25 protein-coding genes and 1 other RNA gene are annotated in these 25,270 nt (G+C 63.9%); 12 read left to right on the top strand and 14 right to left on the bottom strand.

What is annotated here, in order from left to right:
• Together rsmH and mraZ are read right to left on the bottom strand one after the other, a co-directional pair.
• Window positions 1-1,017, bottom strand: coding sequence for a 16S rRNA (cytosine(1402)-N(4))-methyltransferase RsmH (gene rsmH / locus QAZ47_RS16430; RefSeq protein ID WP_278230049.1), 1,017 nt, complete (start codon window positions 1,015-1,017; stop codon window positions 1-3).
• Entirely contained in the window at window positions 1,014-1,472 is a 459-nt protein-coding gene (mraZ, locus tag QAZ47_RS16425) for a division/cell wall cluster transcriptional repressor MraZ (RefSeq protein ID WP_278207863.1), read from the bottom strand. The genes rsmH and mraZ overlap by 4 nt, the downstream gene beginning before the upstream one ends.
• Window positions 1,473-1,870: 398 nt before the next feature.
• Between mraZ and QAZ47_RS16420 the strand changes: the two genes are divergently transcribed.
• A complete protein-coding gene (locus QAZ47_RS16420) occupies window positions 1,871-2,986 on the top strand; it encodes a cystathionine gamma-lyase (protein WP_278230048.1) in 1,116 nt (371 codons plus the stop codon).
• 20 nt (window positions 2,987-3,006) lie between these two features.
• On the opposite strand, the gene QAZ47_RS16415 is transcribed toward QAZ47_RS16420, so the two are convergent.
• From QAZ47_RS16415 to QAZ47_RS16385, 7 genes are all read right to left on the bottom strand, one after another.
• Complete coding sequence (locus QAZ47_RS16415; RefSeq protein WP_278230047.1) at window positions 3,007-3,300, bottom strand: type II toxin-antitoxin system RelE/ParE family toxin; 294 nt, start codon at window positions 3,298-3,300, stop codon at window positions 3,007-3,009.
• The gene (locus QAZ47_RS16410; protein ID WP_278201779.1) at window positions 3,297-3,581 is read right to left on the bottom strand and encodes a type II toxin-antitoxin system ParD family antitoxin; all 285 of its coding nucleotides are present in this window, start codon (window positions 3,579-3,581) and stop codon (window positions 3,297-3,299) included. The genes QAZ47_RS16415 and QAZ47_RS16410 overlap by 4 nt, the downstream gene beginning before the upstream one ends.
• Before the next feature lie 165 nt (window positions 3,582-3,746).
• Window positions 3,747-4,147: RNase P RNA component class A (gene rnpB / locus QAZ47_RS16405), an RNA gene on the bottom strand.
• Window positions 4,148-4,308: 161 nt separating this feature from the next.
• Entirely contained in the window at window positions 4,309-5,019 is a 711-nt protein-coding gene (locus QAZ47_RS16400; RefSeq protein WP_278230046.1) for a lytic transglycosylase domain-containing protein, read from the bottom strand.
• 186 nt (window positions 5,020-5,205) lie between these two features.
• On the bottom strand, window positions 5,206-5,973 hold the full coding sequence (locus tag QAZ47_RS16395) for an N-acetylmuramoyl-L-alanine amidase (protein WP_278201777.1): 768 nt from the start codon (window positions 5,971-5,973) through the stop codon (window positions 5,206-5,208).
• The gene (locus QAZ47_RS16390; RefSeq protein WP_278201776.1) at window positions 5,970-6,689 is read right to left on the bottom strand and encodes a DnaJ family molecular chaperone; all 720 of its coding nucleotides are present in this window, start codon (window positions 6,687-6,689) and stop codon (window positions 5,970-5,972) included. The genes QAZ47_RS16395 and QAZ47_RS16390 overlap by 4 nt, the downstream gene beginning before the upstream one ends.
• A 133-nt stretch (window positions 6,690-6,822) precedes the next feature.
• Complete coding sequence (locus tag QAZ47_RS16385; protein WP_278201775.1) at window positions 6,823-7,026, bottom strand: hypothetical protein; 204 nt, start codon at window positions 7,024-7,026, stop codon at window positions 6,823-6,825.
• A gap of 174 nt (window positions 7,027-7,200) precedes the next feature.
• Here QAZ47_RS16385 and QAZ47_RS16380 point away from each other — a divergent pair, with 174 nt between their 5' ends.
• Genes QAZ47_RS16380 through QAZ47_RS16370 form a run of 3 tightly spaced genes read left to right on the top strand, consistent with a single transcriptional unit; the run spans window position 7,201 to window position 12,954 of the window.
• A complete protein-coding gene (locus QAZ47_RS16380) occupies window positions 7,201-10,950 on the top strand; it encodes a hydantoinase B/oxoprolinase family protein (RefSeq protein ID WP_278230045.1) in 3,750 nt (1,249 codons plus the stop codon).
• Window positions 10,951-10,993: 43 nt separating this feature from the next.
• Window positions 10,994-12,292: a DUF3419 family protein gene (locus QAZ47_RS16375; RefSeq protein ID WP_278230044.1), complete on the top strand. Its 1,299-nt coding sequence runs from the start codon at window positions 10,994-10,996 to the stop codon at window positions 12,290-12,292.
• Entirely contained in the window at window positions 12,289-12,954 is a 666-nt protein-coding gene (locus QAZ47_RS16370) for a class I SAM-dependent methyltransferase (RefSeq protein ID WP_278201772.1), read from the top strand. The genes QAZ47_RS16375 and QAZ47_RS16370 overlap by 4 nt, the downstream gene beginning before the upstream one ends.
• A 7-nt stretch (window positions 12,955-12,961) precedes the next feature.
• Here QAZ47_RS16370 and QAZ47_RS16365 read toward each other — a convergent pair whose 3' ends face one another.
• Window positions 12,962-14,350, bottom strand: a complete 1,389-nt coding sequence (locus QAZ47_RS16365; RefSeq protein WP_278230043.1) for a serine hydrolase — start codon at window positions 14,348-14,350, stop codon at window positions 12,962-12,964.
• Between QAZ47_RS16365 and QAZ47_RS16360 the strand changes: the two genes are divergently transcribed.
• The 3 genes from QAZ47_RS16360 (at window position 14,328) to QAZ47_RS16350 (ending at window position 16,782) form a co-directional block, all read left to right on the top strand.
• Window positions 14,328-14,588, top strand: a complete 261-nt coding sequence (locus tag QAZ47_RS16360) for a hypothetical protein (protein ID WP_278230042.1) — start codon at window positions 14,328-14,330, stop codon at window positions 14,586-14,588. The two genes, QAZ47_RS16365 and QAZ47_RS16360, sit on opposite strands and share 23 nt — an antisense overlap.
• Window positions 14,589-14,630: 42 nt before the next feature.
• Window positions 14,631-15,422: a GH25 family lysozyme gene (locus QAZ47_RS16355; protein ID WP_278201770.1), complete on the top strand. Its 792-nt coding sequence runs from the start codon at window positions 14,631-14,633 to the stop codon at window positions 15,420-15,422.
• 181 nt (window positions 15,423-15,603) lie between these two features.
• Complete coding sequence (locus tag QAZ47_RS16350; protein ID WP_278230041.1) at window positions 15,604-16,782, top strand: lytic murein transglycosylase; 1,179 nt, start codon at window positions 15,604-15,606, stop codon at window positions 16,780-16,782.
• A gap of 17 nt (window positions 16,783-16,799) precedes the next feature.
• Here QAZ47_RS16350 and QAZ47_RS16345 read toward each other — a convergent pair whose 3' ends face one another.
• Window positions 16,800-17,696, bottom strand: coding sequence for a LysR family transcriptional regulator (locus QAZ47_RS16345; protein WP_278230040.1), 897 nt, complete (start codon window positions 17,694-17,696; stop codon window positions 16,800-16,802).
• Between the two features lie 118 nt (window positions 17,697-17,814).
• Between QAZ47_RS16345 and QAZ47_RS16340 the strand changes: the two genes are divergently transcribed.
• Window positions 17,815-18,546, top strand: a complete 732-nt coding sequence (locus QAZ47_RS16340; protein WP_278230039.1) for an SDR family oxidoreductase — start codon at window positions 17,815-17,817, stop codon at window positions 18,544-18,546.
• Here QAZ47_RS16340 and QAZ47_RS16335 read toward each other — a convergent pair.
• Complete coding sequence (locus QAZ47_RS16335; RefSeq protein WP_278230038.1) at window positions 18,543-19,763, bottom strand: alanine racemase; 1,221 nt, start codon at window positions 19,761-19,763, stop codon at window positions 18,543-18,545. The genes QAZ47_RS16340 and QAZ47_RS16335 overlap by 4 nt on opposite strands.
• A gap of 212 nt (window positions 19,764-19,975) precedes the next feature.
• Here QAZ47_RS16335 and QAZ47_RS16330 point away from each other — a divergent pair, with 212 nt between their 5' ends.
• Entirely contained in the window at window positions 19,976-20,896 is a 921-nt protein-coding gene (locus tag QAZ47_RS16330) for a DMT family transporter (RefSeq protein WP_278230037.1), read from the top strand.
• Window positions 20,897-21,256: 360 nt separating this feature from the next.
• Here QAZ47_RS16330 and metF read toward each other — a convergent pair whose 3' ends face one another.
• Both metF and QAZ47_RS16320 read right to left on the bottom strand, forming a co-directional pair.
• Window positions 21,257-22,174 (bottom strand): methylenetetrahydrofolate reductase [NAD(P)H], encoded by a 918-nt coding sequence (metF, locus tag QAZ47_RS16325; RefSeq protein WP_278230036.1) that lies wholly within the window; start codon window positions 22,172-22,174, stop codon window positions 21,257-21,259.
• Window positions 22,174-23,181, bottom strand: a complete 1,008-nt coding sequence (locus tag QAZ47_RS16320; protein ID WP_278072707.1) for a metalloregulator ArsR/SmtB family transcription factor — start codon at window positions 23,179-23,181, stop codon at window positions 22,174-22,176. The genes metF and QAZ47_RS16320 overlap by 1 nt, the downstream gene beginning before the upstream one ends.
• A gap of 136 nt (window positions 23,182-23,317) precedes the next feature.
• Here QAZ47_RS16320 and tsaA point away from each other — a divergent pair, with 136 nt between their 5' ends.
• The 3 genes from tsaA (at window position 23,318) to QAZ47_RS16305 (ending at window position 25,197) form a co-directional block, all read left to right on the top strand.
• A complete protein-coding gene (gene tsaA, locus QAZ47_RS16315; RefSeq protein ID WP_278230035.1) occupies window positions 23,318-23,824 on the top strand; it encodes a tRNA (N6-threonylcarbamoyladenosine(37)-N6)-methyltransferase TrmO in 507 nt (168 codons plus the stop codon).
• A complete protein-coding gene (locus QAZ47_RS16310) occupies window positions 23,821-24,135 on the top strand; it encodes a DUF2293 domain-containing protein (RefSeq protein ID WP_278230034.1) in 315 nt (104 codons plus the stop codon). The genes tsaA and QAZ47_RS16310 overlap by 4 nt, the downstream gene beginning before the upstream one ends.
• Before the next feature lie 105 nt (window positions 24,136-24,240).
• Complete coding sequence (locus QAZ47_RS16305) at window positions 24,241-25,197, top strand: aminotransferase class IV (RefSeq protein WP_278230033.1); 957 nt, start codon at window positions 24,241-24,243, stop codon at window positions 25,195-25,197.
• The last annotated feature ends 73 nt before the right edge of the window (window positions 25,198-25,270 follow it).

Raw genomic sequence — 25,270 nt, 5'->3', positions numbered from 1 at the left:
TTACCTCTCCCCCGGCCGCTCGACGGCGGGAAGCTTTGGAAGGCCGAAAATCGAAAAATCGCCGGCGCGCGCCGGCACGTCGGTGCGGATCGCCGCGCGCAGCCTGGCCGAGCGCGCCCGCGGATTGGCGGCGATCTCGGCCTCTCCCGGCGTGACCCCGCCGCCGGATTTGCGGAAGGTTGCCAGCCGCGCCGGCGCGTCGGGCATGTGGCGCGAGCCCGATGCCGCATCGGCGCGATCGGCGATGAAGCGCTTGACGATGCGGTCCTCCAGCGAGTGGAAGGTGACCACCGCAAGCCGCCCGCCAGGCTTGAGCACGCGCTCGGCGGCAAACAGCGCGCTCGCCAGCTCGCCAAGCTCGTCGTTGACGAAGATGCGCAGCGCCTGGAAGACGCGTGTGGCCGGATGGATCTTGTCCTTCGGCGCTCGGCCGATATGGGTGGCGATGGCGTCCGCGAGGTCGAGCGTGCGCTCGAAAGGCCGCTTCTCGCGCCGGCTCTCGATCATGCGGGCGATGCGGCCGGCATGCCGCTCCTCGCCGAGAAAACCGAAGATGCGGGCAAGGTCACCCGCCTTGAATGTGTTGACGACGTCGGCGGCGCTCAGGCCCGCCTGCGCCATGCGCATGTCGAGCGGTCCGTCGGCGCGAAAGGAAAAGCCGCGCTCGGCCTGGTCGAGCTGCATGGAAGAAACGCCGATGTCGAGCACGACGCCGTCAGCGCTATCGACGTCTTCGTCCAGCGTCGAGAACGGCGCCTGCACGAGCGTCAGCCTGCCGCCGGCCTGCCGCTCAAGAGCCCTGCCCGCGGCAATCGCATCCGGGTCGCGGTCGATGGCCACGACCGAGGCGCCGCGATCGAGGATGGCGCCGGTGTAACCGCCGGCGCCGAACGTCCCGTCGATGATCGTCTCGCCCGCCTTGGGCTGAAGCGCCTCCAGCACTTCGGCAAGGAGGACCGGAATGTGACGGACCAGTCCGCCAACGGCGTGAGGATCATCGCCGTGGCCAGCCATCATTCCGGTCGCTCCCCAGGCTTCGTCCCCTGCCGAAGCTGCAAAAGCCTGGCCCGCGCCTGCGCGCCATAGGCGGCAAGCCGGCCCGGTTCCCAGATCTGAAAGAAATTGCCGCGGCCGACAAACGCCACCTCGTTCGAGATGCCCGTGTGCTCGCGGATGAAATCGGTCATCGTGATGCGGCCGTCCTGGTCGAGTTTCAGGAACGTCCCGTCGCCATGGCAGAAGAAGGACATATCGTCCGCCGTCTGCAGGAAGGGATCCTCGAGCGCGATCCGCTGCTCGTAGCGGTCGAGCAGATCGAGCCCGCCGACGTCCATCGCCGGAAGGTCCAGGCAGCGTAGCGCATAGAGCTCCGCATAGCCACGTTTCTGCACGACCGCGCGGAAATGCGCCGGGACGGACACCCGCCCCTTCGCATCGATCCTGTTCACTGCGTTCGACAGAAATCGGTCCACCACACGTTACAGCCGCTGTCGCCGCCGCACCCCTTCCCATGTTTTTCTCCGCGCCGCCGCCGCGCATCGCCTCGCGACAAATCGCTTCATTCACCAAGGCGAAAACCGGCAAACGCGCAGCCGCCGCGACTGCCCGATTGGCGCACGCTTCACCCTGACGCGGAACGAAGGCTTGATGATGCGAATGGGATATCATGGGGCACTATGGGCGTCAACGGGAAGAGGCATCACAAACGCACGCGCCACAACCAGAAGGAGCAGGCTGACGGCACGTCCCGTCTTTATCGTCCATTAAGCCTAACGAAGCGTTTAGAACGATCTGGCCCAAAAAGACGCGGCTTGCTGGGAACAGCCGACGCGCCTAGCGTCGAACCCCAGTTCAGCGAAGGAATGAGCCCATGTCCGAAACCGCGAAGTCACGCGCCGCGACACTTGCCCATCTGCGCAGCGGCGATTTCGCCAAGGGCGATCCGATCCCCTTGCCGCTGATCATGGCCTCGATCTTTCATTCGCCGGGCGACGCGACCGGCTTCGATCAATATGGCCGCTTCAGCAATCCGACCTGGCATGCTGTCGAGCATATGTTGGCCCACCTCGAAGATGCTCAGTGCGTCGCCTTTCCATCAGGAATGGCCGCGATTTCGGCGGCATTTTTCGCGCTCGTCAAATCGGGCGACCGCATCCTCCTGCCCTCGGACGGCTACCACACGACACGCGCGCTGGCGGAGCGTTTCCTGAAACCGCTCGGCGTCACCTATGACGTGAGAGCGACGTCCAACATGTTAGACAGCGGTTTCGCCGGCTACCGGCTGGTCTTCGTCGAAACCCCGTCCAACCCGCGGCTGGACATCTGCGACATCGCCGCCGTCGCCAAGGCCGCCCACGAGCAAGGCGCGCTCCTCATCGTCGACAACACCACGATGACGCCCTTCGGCCAGCGCCCGCTCGACCTCGGCGCCGACATCGTCGTGTCGGCCGATACCAAGGCGATCAATGGTCACTCGGATGTGCTGTTCGGCCATGTCGCCAGCCGCGATCCGGATATCGTCGCGAGGGTCAAGGACTGGCGCGAGACGGCTGGCGGCATCCCCGGCCCGTTCGAGGCCTGGCTCGTGCATCGCGGCCTCGAAACACTGGAGGTGCGCTTCGACCGCATGTGCTCTTCGGCGGAAACGATCGCCCGTCGTCTCAAGGGGCATCGCGCCGTGAGCGGCCTGCGCTTTCCGGGCCTCGAGGGCGACCCCTCGCACAATCTGGCGCGAGCGCAGATGGAACGCTTCGGCTTCCTCATCTCGTTCGAGCTGGCCTCCGAGCAAAAGGCCGAGGATTTCATCGACAACTGCCCGCTGATTGAATCGGCGACGTCCTTCGGCGGCGTGCATACATCGGCCGAACGGCGATCGAAGCGCGGCGATGCCGTGCCGCCCGGCTTCGTAAGGCTGGCCATCGGCTGCGAGCCGGTGGAGGTATTGTGGCAGGCGATCGAGGCGTCTCTGGACCGGCTTGGCGGTTGACTGTCGCCCAGTCCAGTCGATTACAAACTCACGTCGCCAGCTTCTATGGTACGCCGCCCGTGCGGCACGCGGATGATTTCGATCGCATCCTCGGTAACGCGATAAAGAGTAAGATATTCGCCCACGATCAGGTGGCGGATGCCTGGCCCGATCTCGTCACGGGGAGCGCCGGAGAAAGGATGCAAGGTCAACAAATCCCATCGCCTCTCCAGCGCGTGGACGAGGCGGACCGCAGCACTGGGATTTCGTTCGGCGATATAGTCGCCGATAGCTTCAACGTCGGATTCTGCCCGGGGAAGCAGCCGGTATTTCACTCCTCGAAGCCTCGGGCGTCGGCCATCTTTGCATATTTGGCGCGCAAACGCTCCATGATTGGCTGGCCGTCCCGGCCCGGCCCGCTGTCGATCCCCTCTTGCACCAGCTTGCGCAGTTCCTCGACCGTATAGCCGAGCAGGTCGCGCCGGTCCTTCCATTGCCTGAGCGCATCCCGGATCACTTCGCTCGCCGAAGCGTACTCGCCGGCGGCGACCACGTCGTCGACCGCCCGCGCCAGCTCGGGCGAAAGTGTGATGCTGCGTTTGTCGACCTGGCCCATGACGCGCTCCGATGCCTTCCCTGTAACCAAGGTACGATTTAATCGTACCGGTTTCAAGGAACGCATCGGTAGAGCCGTGGAACCGAGCCAACTCCAGGCGCTTGAATCAGCAGGCACGCCCATGGCTGCAACCTGTTGATATCAAGGGCATTGTCGATATCGGAAAATGCCAGCTGGCCTGTAAGCCGGGTTCTGTATGGCCCTCGCGCCTTGCGGCGCGAGAACGTGGCGGCCATTCATCTTGGGCGCGTGTTGCCACGCGCCTCACGCAACCTACCCGGGCGGTGGGCCGGAAACAGCCCTCGAAGGTTTCCCCTCGCACCGCCCCTATTCGGTCTTGCTCCCGGTGGGGTTTGCCGTGCCGCTCCTGTTGCCAGTCGCGCGGTGGGCTCTTACCCCACCCTTTCACCCTTGCCGCGGCAAATGCCGCGGCGGTTTGCTTTCTGTGGCACTTTCCCTGGGGTTTCCCCCGCCGGCCGTTAGCCGGCACCGTGTCTCCATGGAGCCCGGACTTTCCTCACCCGCAGCCTTTCGGCTCTCGCGGGCGCGGCCGCCCGGCCAGCTGGCAGCGCGTATAAAGGGGTTCGCACCTGAAAACGCAAACAAAAAAGCAGCTGTCCGCTTTTAAAGCGCGTCGCGCCGAAGCGAATTCGGGCCACGCGCTTTAAGTCTTGTATTTATGCATGTCGTTCTCCCAAAACCGCTGCGCACTTTTGGGCGACATACGTTAGGCAGGCGAACCGAGCGCCGCCATCTGCACCTTCACCTTGCTGCAATAGGCGGCGGAAACCGGGTTCATCCGCCTCGCGCCATGGCCTGCATTGTATTTGAGGATCGTGCCGCAGGTCGTGCCGCCGCCGAGGCCCTGCGCCATGGCGAGGTACTTCATGCCGTATTTGATGTTGGTGTCGGGATCGAACAGTCCCTTGGCCGAACCGGTATAGCCCATCATCCGCGCCGTCGCCGGCTTGATCTGCATCAGGCCGATCTCGCCGGCGCTGCCGACCATGTTCGGGCGGTAGTTGCTCTCGATCTTGATGACGGCCTTGGCGAGCGACACCGGAACGCCATAGCTCGCCGCATAACGGGCGATGATTGCCGAATACTGGTCGTCGCCGGGAGCGGGGGACGAAAGGGCGGTCTTTTCGGGACGGATGGAGGCTGTCGCCGTCAGATCGATCGTTTGCCTGCCGCGCCTTGCACTGCGTTTGGCCGTCGATTTCGCCGGCTTCGATGTGGCGGCTTTCTGCACTTTTGCCTCGGCAGCTTTGTCGGATTTTGCGGTTTTGCGATCTTGGGTCGCCTTCGGCGTCGCGGGGGTTGCCGCGAACCCGTTGTCGGCCGCCCGCAGGCTAAGGGGCGCGCCATTCGCCGGGCTGAAGGCAAAAGTCATCACTCCGGCAGCAACGGCTGCCGCTAAAACGGTCAATCTCTGCATGTAGTCCTGTTCTGTTAGAACCGCGCGAAGAACTTCGCGCAGCTTGGCCAATTCAACATCGGAGCATCATTGGGGGATAGATGTCCGACAACTTGCGGGAGATGCGTTTGGAGAGCGATTTGGCGCCAATGAAGGCGAGGCAATTCACTTTGTATGACAAATTGTAATTTAGGCAGCCTGGCCAGACTATTTGGATGAGGTTGCCTTTACGGCAGCCAGCAACCGTTGCAGCGTGCGGATCGTCGAGCCATCCGCCACGCCATCAACGAGCCGCCTCCGGAAATGCCGCTGAAACGCCGCCACGACGATTTCCGTCTGGCGATCGAAGACCCCCGTTATCTCGACGCCATAGCCATAGAGCGCCAGCATCGACTGCAGTGCCTCGACTTCGGCGCCGGTGTCACCCGCCTTCAGCGCCGCTCCCTGCCTGATCGGAGCCGCGGGAACGAGATGGCCGACGCCGGCCGCGAAAAGCGCTTTCCAGGGAAACTTCTCGCCCGGATCGACCTTGCGCCCCGGCGCCACATCAGAGTGTGCCAGCACCCTTTGCGGCGCAATGGAATGCCGGTCGGAGATCCCCGCGCATAGGCCGATGACGGCATCGATCTGCCGCTTCGGAAAGGCTTTGTAGCCGAGCGAATGCCCGGGATTGACGATCTCGATACCGACCGAGCAGGAGTTGATGTCGGTACGCCCGAACCACGAGCTCTTGCCGGCATGCCAGGCGCGGTCGCTCTCGCGCACCATCTGCACGATCCGGCCGTCCTCATGGACAAGATAGTGCGAGGACACCTCGCTCGCCGGATCGCACAGCCAAGCCTCGGCGCCGGCGCCTGTTGCCATGCCGGTATAGTGCAGTACGATCATGTCGGGTCTGAACGTCTCGCGTCGCGGGCCGAAATTCGGCGACACCCTGACCTCGGCACCCGGCTGGTCGGGCAGGAAACCGCTCATACGTGCCTGAGACCCCGTTCGATCATCTCATAGGCGGCATTGATCGCGGCGACCCTTGTCGTGGCGATCTTGATGAACTCCTGCGGCAGGCCGCGGGCGATCAGCCTGTCCGGGTGATTGTCGGAGATCAGCTTGCGGTAGCGCTTCCTGACCTCCTCGAGCGGCTTGCCGCGCTCGATGCCGAGAACGACATAAGGATCTGCGGCACCGAGATTGACGTGACGCGACAGGATCGCCTGGTAATGCGCCTCGTCGATCCGGAAAATCTCGGCGATGCGATGCAGGAATTGCCCTTCCCGCTCGTGGATCAGCCCGTCCGCCTTGGCGATGTGGAACAGCCCGTCGAGTATGTCCTCCAGCATCATGCAATTCGGATGACCCGAACCACAAAGCTGCGCCATGCGCTGGGCATAGATTTCGAATCCGGCAACATCGCGCTTGGCGAGATCGTAGAGACGCGCCACGTTGCGCGTTTCGCTCGGCGGCACCTCGAAGATTTCCTGGAAGGCGCGCACCTCGTCCTGGGTGACGATGCCGTCGGCCTTGGCCATCTTGGCCGAGAGCGCGATCATCGCCACCGAGAAGGCAACGCGCCGGCGCAGATCCGCATCGCCGGAGAACACTGTCCGCACGGCCTCGACGACATCGGCGACGCCCGAGGACGCCGACGACGAAACACGAGCGATGAAGTCGCCGAGGCGGTCCCAAATCGACATGCCGGCTTCTTAGTGCGAACCGGCCACCGCTATCAAGCCGGGACGATGCCGCAGGTCCGCAGATTGCTGGCCGCAGTACCGACAAAAAGAAGGCCGGCCTTTGGCCGGCCTCCCGATTTGAGCAGATTGACGTTTACTGCGCGGGTGCAGCAGGTTTTGCCGGAGCCGGTTCGGCGGGCTTTGTAGCATCAGGCGTAGCCGGCTTCATCGGCTGCTCGGCAGCCGGCGGATTGGTGCTCTGGGTGGTTGTATTGTCTGTACCGGTACCACTGTTGCTACAAGCCGCGACCCCCAGCAGGGCGACCGCCGAAACAGACGCCAGAATGAGCTTCTTCATGGTATCTCTCCTTCAGTAAACGTTCACGTTTCGGTGAACGGGTCGCAGAAGAAATGCATCAGGCGCCCCACGGGTTTCGTAACGTTGCGTTTCCATATGTAACATCAACGGGCGATTGCCGGGGCTAAAAAGGCGAACTAACAAGGCCTTAGCTCGCATACATTGGATAGTCAGATGTCGGACGCCGCAGCCACCAATGAGAAATGGGATTTCTGGGTCGACCGGGGCGGTACCTTCACCGACATCATCGGCCGCGATCCGCACGGCCAATTGCATCCGCGCAAGCTCCTGTCTGAGAATCCTGAAGCCTATGCCGATGCCGCCATCCAGGGCATCCGCGATCTGCTTGGGCTCAAATCCGGCGGCGCCATTCCCGCGGACCGGATCGGCGACGTCAAGATGGGTACCACTGTCGCCACCAACGCGCTGCTCGAGCGCAAGGGCGACCGCGTGCTCCTGCTCACCACCAAGGGTTTTCGCGACGCGCTGCGCATCGCCTATCAGGCGCGACCAGATATTTTCGCCAAGGAAATCATCCTGCCGGAGCAGCTCTACGAGCGCGTCATCGAGATCGACGAACGTGTGCGCGCCGATGGCTGCGTCGAGCACCTGCTCGACATCGCCGCCTGCCGCCCGGCGATCGAGCAGGCCAAGGTCGACGGCATCGACGCGGTCGCCATCGTCTTCATGCATGCCTGGAAATACCCGGACCACGAAAAGGCCGTGGCCAAGGTCTGCCGCAAGGTCGGCTTCAGCCAGATCTCGGTCAGCCACGAGGTCTCGCCGCTCATCAAGCTGGTCGGCCGCGGCGACACCACGGTGGTCGATGCCTATCTGTCGCCGATCCTGTCGCGCTACGTGCAGAAGGTTGCGGGAGAGTTGGGTGCCGGCCCCCGCCTGACGTTCATGATGTCGTCGGGCGGGCTGACCGCCGCCGACATGTTCCAGGGCAAGGACGCGCTGCTGTCGGGTCCGGCAGGCGGCGTCGTCGGCATGGTTGAGACGGCGAAGCTCGCCGGCTTCGACAAGGTCATCGGCTTCGACATGGGCGGCACCTCGACCGACGTCGCCCATTATGACGGCGAATACGAGCGCGCCTTCGACACCGAAGTCGCCGGCGTGCGCATCCGCGCGCCGATGATGCGCATCCACACCGTCGCTGCAGGCGGCGGCTCGATCCTGCATTATGAGGCCGGCCGCTTTCGCGTCGGCCCTGACTCCGCCGGCGCCAATCCTGGCCCCGCCGCCTACCGACGTGGTGGGCCGCTCGCCGTCACCGACGCCAATGTCATGCTCGGCAAGCTGCAGCCCGATGTCTTCCCGGCGATCTTCGGCCCCAGCCAGGACCAGCCGCTCGACGTCGACGCCGTGCGCGAAAAATTCACGGCTTTGGCCGCCGAGATCGGCGATGGGCGCTCGCCGGAAGCGGCAGCTGAGGGCTTCGTCACCATCGCCGTCGAGAACATGGCCAACGCCATCAAGAAGATCTCGGTGCAGCGCGGCTACGATGTCACCGAATACCTCTTGAACTGCTTTGGCGGCGCCGGCGGCCAGCATGCCTGCCTGGTCGCAGATGCGCTCGGCATGGAAGCGGTGCTCATCCACCCGTTCTCGGGCCTGCTTTCGGCTTACGGCATCGGGCTGTCGACGGTTTTCGCCTCGCGCCAGCAGGCCTTGCTCAAACCGCTCGCCGAAGAGTCCCGCTCCTCGATCGAGGACCTGATTGCGACACTGCGCCAAGACGTCATCGCCGAGCTTGCCGCGCAAGGCATTGCGGAAGCCGCCATCGCCTCCAAGTCGATCCTGCAAATCCGCTATGACGGCACCGATACGGCGTTGCCGGTGAATTTCGAGCATGGCTCGATCTTCCGCGCGAGAGGCGATTTCGAAGCAGCCCACAAGGCACAGTTCGGCTTCGTCTACGAGAACAAGCCGATGATCGTCGAGGCGGTCGGCGTCGAAGGCAGTGATGCCGGAACCGACAGACGCGGAGAAAGTGAATCAGAACTCGAAGACAGAACGGCAAGTCCCTGCCAGAACCGACAATTCTTCGCCGACGGCGCCTGGCGCGATGCCGGCATCTTCCGGCGCGAGGATCTGAAGCCCGGCCATAAGGTGGCCGGCCCCGCGCTCGTCATCGAGCCGAACCAGACCATCGTCGTCGAGCCGGGCTGGCAGGCCGAGATCACGGCCAGGAACCATGTGCTCCTGCGTCGTGTCGAAAGGAAGCGCCGGCAAGCGGCGCTCGGCACCGAAGCCGATCCCGTGATGCTGGAGGTCTTCAACAACCTTTTCATGTCGATCGCCGAGCAGATGGGCGTGACGCTGCAGAACACCGCCTATTCGGTCAACATCAAGGAACGGCTGGACTTTTCCTGCGCCGTGTTCGACCGCAACGGCGCGCTGGTCGCCAACGCGCCGCACATGCCGGTGCATCTCGGGTCCATGGACCGCTCGGTCGAAACCGTCATCCGCCTGAACTCAGGCGACATCCACCCGGGCGACGTCTTCGCGCTCAATGCGCCTTACAATGGCGGCACGCATTTGCCCGATATCACCGTGGTGACGCCGGTTTTTTCCCTCCCCCTTGAGGGGAGGGTGGCCGCGAAGCGGTCGGGTGGGGTCGCCTCAGAAGGCACAGCCGAAGCGTCGAGCACTGCCGCAACGACCCCCTCCGCCGCCTTCGGCGGCACCTCCCCCTCAAGGGGGGAGGAGATATTGTTCTACGTCGCCTCCCGCGGCCACCACGCCGATGTCGGCGGCACGGCGCCCGGCTCGATGACGCCTTTGGCTACCACCGTCGACGAGGAAGGCGTGCTGTTCGACAATTTCCGCATCGTCGATCGCGGCCGTTTCCGCGAGAAGGAGCTGGAAACGCTGCTGACCGACCATCCCTACCCAGCCCGCAATCCCGCCCAGAACATCGCCGACCTCAAGGCGCAGATCGCCGCCAACGAAAAGGGCGTGGCGGAGCTGCGCAAGATGGTCGCGCATTTCGGCCTTGATGTCGTTGAGGCCTATATGGGCCATGTCCAGGACAATGCCGCCGAGAGCGTGCGCCGCGTGCTGGAACGGCTGCCCGACAGCTCCGACTACGAATACCTGACCGACACCGGCCAGGTGATCAAGGTCAGGATTACCGTCGACCGGGAAAAGCGCGAGGCGACGGTCGACTTCACCGGCACCTCGAAGGTCGAGAAGAACAATTTCAACGCGCCGGAGCCGGTCGCCCGGGCCGCCGTGCTCTACGCCTTCCGCGTCATGGTCGAGGACATGATCCCAATGAATGCCGGATGTCTGCGGCCGATCAACATCGTCATTCCCGACGGCTGCATGCTCAAACCGTCCTACCCTGCCGCCGTCGTCGCCGGCAATGTCGAGACCTCGCAGCACGTCACCAATGCGCTGTTCGGCGCCATGGGCGCGATGGCCAACGCGCAAGGCACGATGAACAACCTCACCTTCGGCAACAAGCAATACCAGTACTACGAGACGATCTGCTCGGGCTCCCCGGCCGGCCGGATGAATTCGGGCCGCGGCTTCGCCGGCACCTCCGGCGTCCACACGCACATGACCAATTCGCGGCTCACCGACCCCGAAGTGCTGGAACTGCGCTTCCCGGTCGTGCTGGAGGATTTCCACATCCGCGGGGGCTCCGGCGGCAAGGGCAAGTGGAACGCCGGAGACGGCACCAAGCGCACCATCCGCTTCCTTGAAAGAATGGAATGCGCGATCCTCTCCTCGCACCGCAACCGCCCGCCCCAGGGTCTGAACGGCGGCGGCGACGGCGAGGCCGGCTCGACCAAGATCAGGCGCAACGATGGGTCGGTCGATGTGCTGAAGGCCTGCGACCAGACCACGCTCGATGCCGGCGAGGCCGTCATCGTCGTCACGCCGACGCCCGGCGGATTCGGCAAGGCGTGAGGGAAGCGTGAACTTAACGTCAACAGGCTGTCACCTGTCTGTCATGACGCTGCGCTACCCGCTTGCGCCAACGCAAACGGGGAATCACCTTGCCATGTCGGATGTTTCGGGAGAACTCGTTTTTCGGCGCGGCAAGGAGGTTGGGAAAGCGGTCTACCAGAACCGGGCATTGTCGAAGGACGGCATTTCCGAGCGGCTCTTCGCCTTCCTGTTTTCCGGCCTCGTCTATCCGCAGATCTGGGAGGACCCGGATGTCGACATCGAGGCCATGCAGCTCGGGGCCGGCCATCGCATCGTCACAATCGCGTCAGGCGGCTGCAACATTCTGGCTTACCTGACCCGCTCGCCGGCCCGGGTCGACGCCGTCGACCTCAACGCCGCGCATATCGCGCTGAACCGCATGAAGCTGGAAGCCGTGCGCCATCTGCCATCGCAGGGTGACCTGTTCCGCTTCTTCGGCGCCGCCGACACCAGCCACAATTCTGAAGCCTACGACCGTTTCATCGCGCCGCATCTCGATCCGGTCAGCCGCCACTACTGGGAGCGTAGGAACTGGCGCGGCCGACGCCGCATCTCGGTCTTCGACCGCAACTTCTACCAAACTGGCCTGCTTGGCCTGTTTATCGCCATGGGCCATCGCGTCGGCAAGCTGTTCGGCGTCGATCCGGCCGGCATCATGAGGGCCGAAAACATCGGCGAGCAGCGCCGCTTCTTCAACGAGGAGTTGGCGCCGATCTTCGACAAGAAGCTCCTGCGCTGGGCGATGTCGCGCAAGGCCTCGCTGTTCGGCCTCGGCATCCCGCCGGCACAGTACGATTCGCTGATCACCTCCGGCGACGGCTCGATGGCGAGCGTCCTGAAGGCGCGGCTGGAAAAGCTCGCCTGCGATTTCCCGCTGAAGAACAACTATTTCGCCTGGCAGGCCTTTGCTCGCCGCTACCCGGAACCCGGCGAGGCTGCGCTTCCCGCCTATCTGGAAAAGCGCAATTACGAGACGATCCGCGCCAACATCGATCGCGTCGCCATCCATCATGCCAACCTGATCAAATTCCTGGCCGGCAAGGATGCGGGCTCGGTCGACCGTTTCGTCCTGCTCGACGCGCAGGACTGGATGACAGACGACCTGCTCAACGATCTGTGGACAGAGATCACCCGCACGGCCTCGGTTGGCGCGCGCGTGATCTTCCGCACCGCGGCCGAGCCCAGCCTGCTGCCCGGCCGCGTCTCCAACTCCCTGCTCGACCAGTGGCGCTATGACAGCGAGGCCTCGCGCGAATTCTCGGCCAAGGACCGCTCGGCAATCTATGGCGGCTTCCATCTCTACGTGAAGCGCGACGCATGAGTACGACGGAGCTGCCGGCCAGCCATGCCGAGCTGATGGATGGCGTCTATCGCTGGCAGCGCCACATCTACGACCTCACCCGTAAATACTACCTGCTCGGCCGCGATCGGCTGATCGCGGGGCTCGACGTGCCGCGAGGCGGCACCGTGCTCGAGCTCGGCTGCGGCACCGGCCGCAACATCGTTCTTGCCGCCCGCCGCTATCCGGACGCCCGATTCTTCGGCCTCGATATCTCGGCCGAAATGCTGGAAACGGCCAAGGCCGCAATGGCCCGCGAAGGACTTGCGGCAAGGGTCGACCTGGCGCGCGGCGACGCCACGGATTTCGATGCCAGGGCGCTTTTCGGCACCTCGCATTTCGACCGCGTCTTCGTATCCTATTCGCTGTCGATGATCCCCGGCTGGGAAAAGACGGTTTCGGCGGCGCTCGCCGCGCTTGCACCCGGCGGTTCGCTGCATGTCGTCGATTTCGGCCAGCAGGAAGGCCTGCCGCGCTGGTTCAGGACCTTGCTCCGCGGCTGGCTGCGGAAATTCCATGTCGAGCCGCGCGCCTCGTTGCGCGACGTGCTTGTATCGGAATCCGAACGGATCGGCGCAACCTTCCATTTCAGAACGCTTTATCGCGGCTATGCCTGGCTTGGCGTGATCGGCCCCCGAAAGTAGCCTGCCCTCACTGATGCAGGGCCTTCACCAATGCGGCCACCATCGTCTGCGGCCGGTAGCCGAGCTTGGCCGGCGTCAGCCCAAGACGCACCACCACCAATTGCTCCGATGGGATGATGGCCGCTGTCTGGCCGTCATGGCCTTCCATCCAATAGGTGTCTTTGGGCAGCCCGGCCGCGGCGCCCGCGCCGGGACTACCCTCGTCGCCCGGACCCTCGATCCAGACCTGGCCCTTGCCGTAGACTTTCGATGCCGGCGCGGGTTGCCGCATCCAATCGACGAAGCCAGCCGGCAGGATCTGTGCGCCGTTCCAGACGCCGCCCTGCAGCAGGAACTGGCCGAAGCGCGCCCAGTCATGCGCCGTGGCGTAGAGGTAGGACGAGCCGACGAAGGTGCCCTGCTCGTCGGTCTCGAGCACGGCGCTGTGCATGCCGAGCGGCTCGAACAGCGCGGTCCGCGGCCATGCCAGCGCCTTCGCCTTGTCGCCGATCGCGTCCTGCCACAGCCGCGAGAGCATGACGGCCGTGCCGCTCGAATAGGAAAACACCTTGCCCACTTCGCCGCTGAGCGGTTTGGCATCCGCGAAGCCCGCCATGTCCGGCTCGAGATAGAGCATACGCGTCACGTCGGCGACATCGCCGTAGTCCTCGTTGAACTCCAGCCCGCTCGACATCGCCATCATGTCGGCAAGGCTGATCGCCGCCCGCCCATCGGCCTTCCACGGCGCGAACAGGCCCTTGTTGCCGAGCGCCATCTTGCCGTCCTTCACCAGCGTGCCGACGATCGCCGCATTCACCGTCTTGGTCATCGACCATCCGAGCAGCGGCGTCTTGAGCGAAAAGCCGTCGCCATAGCGTTCCGCGACGACGCGGCCGTTTTTCACCACCACGACCGCACGCATGCCGGTCCCGGCCATGGCGGCATCGTCGATGATCTTTGAAACCTCCGGATTTTGCGACGCATCCACGCGCTCGCCATCGGGCCAGAGCGCATCTGGCAGCGTCGTCGGAGCGGCCGGCGCCACATGCAGGACGGCCTGCCTTGCCTTGCCGGTGTCGCCATCGGGAACCGACGCGCAGCCGACTCCGTCGCGCTCGACGGCGACGCTCTTGCCCAGCACCCAGAACAGACCAGCCGAAACCAGCCCTCTTTCCTTGTCGACCGAAACCTTCATCAGGCGAAGCAGCGGATGGCCTGGCGCCTGAACGTCGACCGCCAGCACTTCATTCGGGTCGCGGCCGGCGATGAACACGTTCGAGCAGACGATCTTGGCCGAATAGCCGGAGCCGACGCGGATCAATTCGGGCGGCGCAAGATAAAGCCAGGCGAAGAGCGCGACCACCGCCAGCACCACGAGGCCCAGCAGCCACTTGATGAATTTCACGACAGCCCGCATCTTTTTCCCGCCCTTGGATTTCCGGCACGCTTTATGTCATCGATTTGCCGCCATTGCTTCCGCAAAATCACGACCGATGTCGAGCGCCGTCAATGGATTATCAACCATGTTCGGCGAACACGGAGGGATGACGCCCAAAAGCGCCAAGCTGCTTTGGGACACCGACATGCATGAAAGAAGGGCGGTCCTGTGGGGCGATCGTCCGGAGGGGGCCCGCGTAAGCGACCACCATCAGTGAAGGACCCATCAGCGGCCGGCTGATCCCGGCTCGGGGGATACCATGCGCCGTCTTGCGGCCATCCTGATGCTTACGCTGTTGGGCGCCTGCTCGACCGTCGACGATCTTTCGCCGCTGTCGCCGTCGTCGCAGGCAGTCGCGGTGCGCGCGCCGCGCTTCGAAGATTCTAAGCCGCATGAATGGGACAGCGGCGCGCCATGGAACTATGCCATCCACGGCACCGACGTCTCCAAATACCAGACCTCGGTCGACTGGCCGACGGCCAAGGCCAACGGTATTTCCTTCGCCTTCATCAAGGCGACCGAGGGCGGCGACCGGTTCGACGACTATTTCAACGAACACTGGGCACGCACCAAGGCCGCCGGAATCCCGCGCGCGGCCTATCATTTCTTCTATTTCTGCACGCCGGCCGCCACCCAGGCGAGATGGTTCATCGCCAACGTTCCAAGAGATGCGTCGGCAATGCCGCCGGTGCTCGACATGGAATGGAACCCCAAGTCGCCGACCTGCAGGCTGCGCCCAGATCCCGCGACCGTGCGCACCGAGATGACCACCTTCCTCGAGATCGTCGAGCGCCATTACGGCAAGAAGCCGATCATCTACACCTCGCTCGACTTCTTCGACGACAACCAACTGGCGACATTCCGCGGCTATCCCTATTGGCTGCGCTCGGTCGCCGGTCATCCGCGTCAGAAGTATGGCAGCCATCCCTTCACCTTCTGGCAATACACCGGCACCGGCATCGTACCCGGCATGACCGGCAAGTCCGACATCAACGTTTTCAACGGCTCGGAAGCCGCCTGGAACAAGTGGCTGCGGCAGAACACCCGTTGACATCGGCCCCCGTGCCTGCTTTTCGACACGGCGGGCGGCGATAGTTGCAACCGCTGGTGATGCGGAGCGGCGCACCCCACCAGGGTGCCGAATGGCGCTCCTGGGCTTTGAAATCTACGCATGATCCTATTCAAACCCGGCCGGGTGCTGGCGATCATGCGGCGGTCTCGAAAGGGAAGCGATGCGATTGCGCGTTGATATCTTGGCGGCGCTGGTTCTCGGCGCTCTGGCCTGGCCTGTGGCGGCGCAGGAATGCGGCGGCGATTTCGAAAACTGGAAACAGGGCGTCGCGGCCGAAGCCAAGGCGGCCGGCGTCGGAGACGTTGGCCTGGATGCGCTGGAAGATGCCACGATCGACCAGAAGGTGCTGGCGCGCGACCGCGCCCAGGGTGTGTTCACCCAGACCTTCACCGAATTCTCGAACCGCATGATCTCCGGCTACCGCCTGAAGCAGGGCGCGGCCAATCTGAAGAAATATGCCGACGTCTTCGCGCGCGCCGAAACGGAGTTCGGCGTCCAGCCGGCCGTCATCACCGCTTTCTGGGGACTTGAGACCGATTTCGGCGCCGTTCAGGGCGATTTCCATACGCTCGATGCGCTGGTCACGCTCTCGCACGATTGCCGCCGGCCCCAGCTCTTCCGGCCGCAGCTGATACCGCTGTTGACCTTGATCGACCGCGGCGTGCTGCCGGCCGACGTCAAGGGCGCCTGGGCCGGCGAGATCGGCCAGACGCAGATCCTGCCCACCGACTACCTCGCCCGCGGTGTCGACGGCGACGGCGACGGCAAGGTCGATCTCAGGAACAGTGCGCCGGACGTCATTATGACCACGGCCGACAAGATCGTGTCGCGCGGCTGGAAGCGCGACCAGCCCTGGGTCGAGGAGGTGCGCGTTCCTGACGAAATGCCGTGGGACCAGACCGGCCGCACCAACAAGCTGCCATTGTCGCAATGGGCCGCGTGGGGCGTCACCAATCCGAACGGCACGCCGCTGGTCGACAACGGCTTGAAGGCCGGTCTGGCCTTGCCGATGGGCCGCAAGGGCCCCGCCTTCCTGACCTACGACAATTTCGACGTTTATCTGGAATGGAACCAGTCCTTCACCTACGCGCTCACTGCAGCGGTGCTCGCGACCCGTCTGGCCGGCGCGCCGCAATTCGATCCGCGAACGCCGGAGCCCGGCCTCAACGGCGACCAGATGAAGGCGCTGCAGACCAAGCTCGAAGCCAAGGGCTACGATGTCGGCACCGTCGACGGCATCCTGGGCACCAACACACGCGAAGCGATCCGCAAGGAGCAGATGCGGCTCGGTCTTCCGGTGGACGGCTGGCCGACGCCGGAGCTGCTGGCGAAATTGTGAATGGCGGCGCGATTCCGCTAACCTCGCCTCGACCGCACGAAATCGATGAATGCACGCAACGCCGGCGGCACGAGGCGGCGGCTCGGATGGTATAGATAGAAACCCGGAAAGCGGGGCGACCAGGTTTCGAGAAAGCGGACCAGCCTGCCCCTCTCGATCCATGGCTGGACCTGATAATCCATCATGTAGGCCACACCGGCCCCATCCAGTGCCGCCTTGAGCATCAGCTCCGTGTCATTGACGGTAAGACTTCCCTCGACCGCGATTTCCAGCGATCGCTTGCCTCGCGAAAACTCCCATCGGTAGACGTTGCCGCCGCCGGGCCATTGGAAGTTGATGCAGCGTTGCCGGTGCAAGTCCTGTGGATGACGTGGGACTGCGCGGCCCTCCAGATAAGCAGGAGCAGCCACGGCTGCCATTTGCAGATCGTCGCTGAGCTTCACCGCGACCATGTCTTTTTCCAGCCGCTCGCCAAGGCGGATACCGGCGTCGAAACGACCCCCGACAATGTCGGTCAACAGGTCATCGACGATGACTGTCAGCGCGACGTCGGGATAGGCGCGCTGGAAATCGCCAAGGATCGGCGCGATGAAGCGCATCGCGGCGATGCGCGGAGCATTGATGCGCAGCGAACCGGCCGGACTGTCACGCGCGGCCTGCACCTCGGCGATAGCGTCATCCAGCTCTCCGAACGCAACACCAAGGCGCGCGAACAGTGTCTCGCCAGCCACGGTCGGCGAGACACTGCGCGTCGTGCGGTTGAGCAATCTCACGCCGATCCGCGCCTCCAACAGTCGGATCGATTGGCTGAGCGCCGGCGGCGATACCCGCAACCGCGCGGCCGCACGTACGAAACTGCCCTCTTCCACGATGGCCGCGAACGCTTTGAGCTCGGTGAATTCAGACCCGCGCATTATGTATTCCTAGATTAACAAGACAGTTAGATAACAGGTAATTATCCGATCAATTGCATGTCGCTATTTCTCAACCGGTCACATCGGCGCAGCCGTGAAGAGTTGAAGGAAATCGACCATGTCTCAATCGCTGCAGGGCAAAACCGCAATCATTACAGGCAGTTCACGCGGTATCGGCCGTGCCATTGCCGAGGGTCTCGCCGCCAAAGGCGCTTCGGTCGTCGTCAACTATGTCGGCAACAGGAAAGCCGCCGATGACGTGGTGGCCGCCATTTCGGCCAACGGCGGCAAAGCGGTGGCAATTCAGGCCGATATCTCCATTCCAGCCAATGTCCGCAGGCTATTCGACGAAACCGAGGACCAATTGGGCGCCATCGACATTGTCGTTGCCAATGTCGGCGTCGCCGTCATCAAACCGCTCGCCGAAGCAAGCGAGGTCGATTTCGACCTCGTCTTCTGCACCAACGCCAAAGGCACGTTCTTCACGCTTCAGGAAGCGGCCAAGCGTGTTCGCGACGGCGGTCGCATCATCGCCGTCTCGACCGGCGGCACCAAGATGTTCTTCACACAGACGGCGCTCTATCTCGGCAGCAAAGGTGCGGTCGAACAATTCGTTCGCGTGCTCTCGCGCGAGCTAGGGCCGCGCGGCGTCACCGTGAATGCGCTGTCGCCGGGCTTCACCGACACCGACCTGCTGCCGGAGCGCGATCGCGCGGTGGCCGCCGGCATGTCGCCGTTCGGCCGGATAGGCGCGCCACGCGATGTTGCCGATGTTGCAGTCTTCCTGGCCAGCGACGCAGCCCGCTGGCTTACCGGCGAGAACATCCAGGCCGGCGGCGGAGTTGCCTAATCCGCCATCGTCTCCAGGCTTGCAAACCCCTGCGGAGCGTCGCCTTCGTCGAACGGCGTCGTCACTTCCACAAACGTATCGGGAAAGAAGCCGTTGAAGCGGGTCCTCAGCGACAGCGAATAGGCGCCGATATGGCCGATCTCGATCCAGTCGCCGGTGTCGACCGTTTCCGGCAGCCAGAACGGCCTGGACAGGATGTCGACGGAATCGCAGGTCGCGCCGCAGACCTTGAACGGCACGATGGTCTTCTCGCTGCCGTTGCGCGTGCGGATCGCGGGGTCGGGGATGAAGCGCGCCGGCAGCGTGATCTTGCCGGTCCATGAATCGGAGAGCGACGCCCAAATGCCGTCATTGATGTAGAGCCTTTTGCCCTTGCGCAAGAGCACGCGCACGATCAGCGACAGGCTGCGCGCCACGATCACGCGGCCGGGCTCGGCGACCAGCGGCATCTCGTCGAATTGGTATTCCTTGAGGTCGCCGGCCAGCCGCGACATCAGCTGGCCGAGCGACGGCATCTCGATGTGCCTGCGATTGGGGTCGTGGCCGTATTCGGCGGGAAAGCCGCCGCCGACGTCGAGCCCGGCAATGTCGAAGGTCAGCCGGTTGCGCACCCAGTCGGCCGAGGCCAGCGCCCGCTCATAAGTGTCGGGGTCCTCGATCTGGCTGCCGACATGAAAGCAAAGGCCGACCTTGTAGCCGGTGCGGTTGAGCCGCTCGGCAAGCTCGACCGCATTGGCAGGCCCGGCGCCGAACTTCTTCGACAGCTCATAGGCGGCGTGCCCCTTGGTCTGGATGCGCACGAACACGGTGAGCGCGCCGGGGTCGATATCGAGCGCCCGCACCACGCGCGTCAGCTTGGTGATCTCGTCCTCATGGTCGAGCGAGATCACCCTGATGCCGTATTTCTCCAGCGCCAGCTTGATGTCCGACTGCGCCTTGACCGGATGCATGTAGAGCATCTCGGCATCCGGCGAGACGGCGCGCACGGCGGCGAACTCGCCGGGCGAAGCGACGTCGAAGGCGCTGACGCCAGCCTCGACCAGCGTCCTCAGCACGATCTGCTCGCCGTTGGTCTTGACCGCGTAGGCGGTCTTGCCGGGAAACATGCCCATGAACTGTAAGGCATCGGCCTTCAGCACCTGCGGGCGGAAGCAGTAGACCGGATCGTCCGGGCGAAGCGCCAGTGCCGCCTCGCGGGCATTTTCGAATAGTTGCATGGACGAATCCTTGATCTGGCCGCGCACAATTAATCCTAGCTAGCCGCCAAAGAAAACAGTTCTGTGTCTCGCCTTCCCGCGCGGCCGGCCGCACCCTTTCGCCAACGCTAAACCACTGGTCAGGTTTCGGGTGGCCCTTGCCGCCAGACCGGATATCGGTTGCAGCTGTTCGGCGGGCTTGAGATTGCGACCGGCCTGGGAGGGTTGACGAGATGACGATTACGGCTGGCGCCACCGCGACGCGCGGACCGATGACGCTCAAGGACTGGACTCAGCTGCTTTTGCTCGGCGCAATCTGGGGCGGCTCGTTCTTCTTTGCCCGCATCGCCGTGTCCGAGATCCATCCGCTGGCGCTGGTGCTGTTTCGCGTCGCGATCGCCGCGGCAGCGCTTCAGCTCTATCTGGCGGTCCGCGGTCCGTCTTTCCGCTTCGCCTTTCCCTATGCCGGGCTGTTCTTCCTGCTGGCGCTGACCAACAATGTCGTTCCCTTTTCACTCATCTTCGCCGGCCAGACCGAGCTTGGCGCCGGCGTCGCCTCCGTGCTCAACGCCACGACGCCGTTCTGGACGCTGATCCTCGCCAATGCGCTCACCACGGACGAAAAGCTCTCCTGGAACAAGCTGGCCGGCATCGCGCTCGGCGTTGCTGGAACGGCTGTCATGATCGGTCCGGGTTTGATTGCCGGCCTCGGCGGGCCGGTCTGGGCCAAGTTCGCGCTGATCGGCGCCTCGCTATCATACGCGGTCGCCCTGATGATCGCGCGCCGCTTCAAGGGTGTCCCCTCGCCGGTGATCGCCACCGGGCAGTTGACGGCGTCGACCATCATCATGATCCCCGTCGTGCTCCTCACCTACGGCCCGGCCGGGCTGTTTTCGGTCTCGTCGCCGGTCTGGGCCGCGGTGCTCGGACTGGCGCTGCTTTCCACCGCCTTTGCCTACATTCTCTATTTCAACCTCGTCGCCTCGGCCGGCGCCACCAACGCCTCGCTGGTCACTTTGATCGTGCCTGTCAGCGCCGTGCTGCTCGGATTCCTGTTCCTCGGCGAGAGGTTGGCGGCTTTCGAGATCGGCGGCATGGCGCTGATCGGACTCGGCCTGATCACCATCGACGGCCGCCTGTTCGGCCGATGGTAGCGGTGCCATGCCACGGCTTCGCCATAATTTTTTCACAACTTTTGGATCGATTTTTGCCGAAGAGTTTCAACGGCTAACGACAAATCAGCGGTCGCAAATTCCACAATCACGTCGCAATGCAGCATATTTTCCGCTTGCCTGTGACCCAAATGACTCTAGATTCCGGCCATAGCTCTGAAGAGGAGGCTATGGCATGGGACTGACGAGGCCAATCAACGCTTTGATGATTTGTGCCGCATTCGCATTCATCGGTGCCCTTATCATAGGCGTTCTTCCCTGACCCGCCAAAGCCGGGAAGACCAGCACCGCAAATAGTCCAAATCAATTCGAGAAGGCCGGGTTCCACCCGGCCTTTTCCATTCAGGCTGCAGCCGACCCAGCAGCCTCCGATTCATGCGAGCGGATGCCGATCATGTGGCAGACGGCAAAGACCAGATCGGCGCGGTTCATCGTGTAGAAATGAAAATCGCCGACGCCGCGCTCGACGAGATCGTGCACCTGCTCGGCCGCTACGGCTGACGCCACCAGCGCATGCGTCTGCGCATCGTTCTCCAGCCCCTCGAAGCGCTCGGCCAGCCATGCCGGCACCAGCGCGCCGCAGCGCAAGGAGAAATTGGCGACCTGCGTGAAATTATGCACCGGCAGTATGCCGGGCACGATCGGGATATAGATGCCGGCGCGGCGCGCCCGCTCGACATAGCGCTCGTAGAGATCATTGTCGAAGAAGAACTGGGTGATCGCCCGCGTCGCGCCATTGTCGACCTTGCGCTTCAGCATGTCGATGTCGGTGGCGAAATCCGGGCTTTCCGGATGCTTTTCCGGATAGGCCGAAACCGAGATGTCGAAATCGCCGACGCTCTTCAGCGCTCCGACCAGTTCGGCGCCGTTGGCATAGCCATCGGGATGCGGGCGGTACGCGGTTCCCACCCCCGCCGCCGGGTCGCCGCGCAGGGCGACGAAACGGGTCACGCCGAAGCCGGCGAATTCCCGGATGACGGCGTCGACCTGATGGCGGGCCGCGTCGACACAGGTCATATGCGCCGCCGGCGTCAGCGTCGTCTCGTTGAGGATGCGCTTCACCGTCCGCGCCGTGCGCTCCCGCGTCGAACCGCCGGCGCCGTAGGTCACCGAGACGAATTTCGGCTTGAGCGGCTCCAGCCGGGTGACAGTGTCCCACAACCTTGCCTCCATCTCGTCCGTCTTCGGCGGGAAGAACTCGAACGAGACCCGGACCTTGTCGCCAATGTCGGGGCGGCGGGAAAAGCGGAATTGGTTCATCAGGCTGTTTCCCTTGCTGGTAGCGCATCATTGGACGGGTCGGCGATCAGCAGCCGGCGATCGCGGCCGAGCCAGAGCTTGACGGTGAGTTTTGCCTCGGCCTGGCCGCGCGGCTCGAATTCCTGGCTGTCCTCGAGATCGAGCCCTGCCTCCTCGAACCAGTCGGCGATCTGCCGATCGGAGAAGCCGAGCCGCATATGGGCGTGCTGGTCGCGCAGGAACTCCAGATTATGGGGCGCGAAGTCGACGATGACCAGCCTGCCCGCCGGACGCAGCAGCCTCGCCGCCTCGCCGATGGCCCGTGCCGGATCGTCGAGATAGTGCAGCACCTGGTGGATGGTGACGAGATCGAAGGCGTTGCGTTCGACGGGCGGCGAAAAGATGTCGCCCTGGCGCACCTGCGCATTGGCGACCCCCGCTCTGTCGAGATTGGCGCGCGCCACCGTCAGCATCTCGCGTGACATGTCGATGCCGACGCCGCGCCTGTAGAGCGGCGCGAAGATTTCCAGCAGCCTGCCCGTGCCCGTACCGAGGTCGAGCATCGACTGGAACGGCCGTTTGCCGACGAGCTTGAGCAATGCGGCTTCCACCGCTCGATCGGGCACATGCAGCGAGCGAATGCGGTCCCAGCTCGCGGCGTTCACGGAAAAATACTCGGCGGCCCGGTCCTGCCGCTTGCGCTTGACCGCGGTCAGCCGCTCCAGATCGCGCACCACCTGCGCATCGGCCTCGCGCACGCCAGAAACCAGACGTTGCACGAAATCGCGCGAGCTGTCCGTATCGGACAGCCTGAAGAAGGCCCAGGACCCTTCCTGGTAGCGGCCGATCAGCCCCGCGTCGAGCAGGAGCTTCAGATGTCGCGAGACGCGCGGCTGCGACTGGCCAAGGATTTCAGTGAGGTCGGAGACCGTGAGATCCCCACGCGACAGCAGCACCAGGATGCGCAGGCGGCTGGATTCGGCTGCCGCCTTCAATGTATCTACCATCGTGTCGAGCGTGACATGCATGAACGGGTACTCGCTGAAAGATATAAAGATATGTTTATGTCGAATTTGAAACCCTGGCAAGCACTATGTCGCTTCCGGACAAGAAAATGGCGCAGCCGTGACCCTCGCGCCGCGAACGATTGAGCGGACGAAGGCGATGTTCGAGCCACGCGAGGGTGAGAAGCTCCTTGAAACCGACCCGGCGGATATGCCGCCCGACGGCCATGTCGTCTTCATCGGCCGCATAGTCTCGCCCTGGACGAGCCGCGAGGACTGTCCGAAGAACATGCGCGCTGCCCGCGACACCGGACGGACGGCAGCCGTCCTGATCGACGAGCGCTATCGTCCGGGGCTGCAGAATCTCGACCGCGCCAGCCACATCGTCATCCTGTCCTGGCTCGATCATGCGCCGCGGAATCTGATTGTGCAGAAACCGCGCCATGCCGCTGAACCGAAAGGCGTTTTCTCGCTACGCTCCCCTGCCCGGCCAAACCCCGTCGGGCTGCATGTCGCGAAGCTCGTCGCGCTCGATATCGAGGAAGGCCGGATCGAGATCGATGCTATCGACGTGCTCGATGGCACGCCGGTCATCGACGTCAAGCCCTACTACGCCTCGATCGACGCCTTCCCGGAAGCGACCATTGCCGGGCGTGACGAGAAATGAGCACGCCGACCGGCCGCCGCCGCGCCATTGCCAAGGCGCTGACCGCGCTCTTGCCGCTCGGCCCTTACGCGGACATGGAAAAGATCCGCGCCGATGCTGGGGCCGTGCATATGAAGACCTTGCCGCCGACGATCGCGGTGTGGCTGGCAACCATCGCCCATGTCCGCCACGCCCATACCGACTACGAGAAGCTGCTGGCCGAAGGCTATGACCGGGATTCGGCGCGCTTCTTCGTCATCGAGCAGACCAATGAGGTGCTGACCCGCTGGCGCGCGACGCGCTTGTTGGAAGAGGACGACGAGGACGAATGAGGTCGTCCAGCCACCCGATCGGCCAAGCAGCGCCAGCGGCCTGGCTCTACTTCATTCGGGGCCGGACGCTAGCCTGCCTTCCCGGAACGACGAAGGAGGAATGAAATGAGCCAGGCCGCCCCCAAGCCCGCTGCGCCGCTGCCCATTCTTTCAGATCGTCATGTCGACCCGCACGCCTATCCGGACGGCGTCGCCTACCTAGACGGACAATACCTGCCGATGTCGCAGGCCAAGGTCTCGGTGCTCGACTGGGGCTTTCTGCACTCCGACGCCACCTACGACACGGTCCATGTCTGGGATGGCCACTTTTTCCGTCTCGATCTGCATCTCGAGCGTTTCTTCGGCGGGTTGGAAAAGCTCCGCATGGCGATCCCGTTCGACCGCGACGGCGTCGCCGAAATCCTTCACAACTGCGTTGCGCTGTCCGGCCATCGAGCAGCCTATGTCGAGATGCTGTGCACGCGCGGTGCATCGCCGACCTTCAGTCGCGATCCGCGTCAGGCGGTCAACCGGTTCATGGCTTTCGCCGTCCCCTTTGGCTCCGTCGCCAATGCCGAGCAGCTGCGTCGCGGCCTGCATGTCGCGATCAGCGACAAGGTCCGCATCCCACCCGCCTCGATCGATCCCTCGATCAAGAACTACCATTGGCTGGACCTGGTGCGTGGGCTCTACGACGCCTATGATCGCCGCGCCGACACCGCGCTGATCCTCGACTTCAACGGCAACGTCGCCGAAGGTCCGGGCTTTAACGTGTTCTGCGTCAAGGCGGGCAAACTGTCGACGCCCGCCGTTGGCGTTCTGCCCGGCATCACGCGCCGCACCGTGTTTGACTTATGCGCCGAGGCGGAGCTCCCTGCGGTGGCGGCGGATGTCAGCGTGGCCGCGCTCAAGACAGCCGACGAAGTCTTCATCACCTCGACTGCCGGCGGCATCATGCCCGTCACGACGATCGACGGCGCGCCTGTCGCCGACGGCAAGGTCGGGGTGATCACTGAGCGTCTGATGGCACTCTATTGGAACAAGCACGACGATCCGGCCTGGTCGAGCCCGGTGCGCTACTAATGCATGTCGCCCACAGTGCGCGGCGGTTTGGGAGAACGGCATGCATCAAACAAAGACTTGAAGCGCGTCGCCT

Origin of the sequence: Mesorhizobium sp. WSM4904 (genome assembly GCF_029674545.1) — a bacterium.
Taxonomy (GTDB): domain Bacteria; phylum Pseudomonadota; class Alphaproteobacteria; order Rhizobiales; family Rhizobiaceae; genus Mesorhizobium.
Note: the sequence above shows the minus strand (reverse complement) of the source record. Positions and strands in the feature narration are given on the sequence as shown.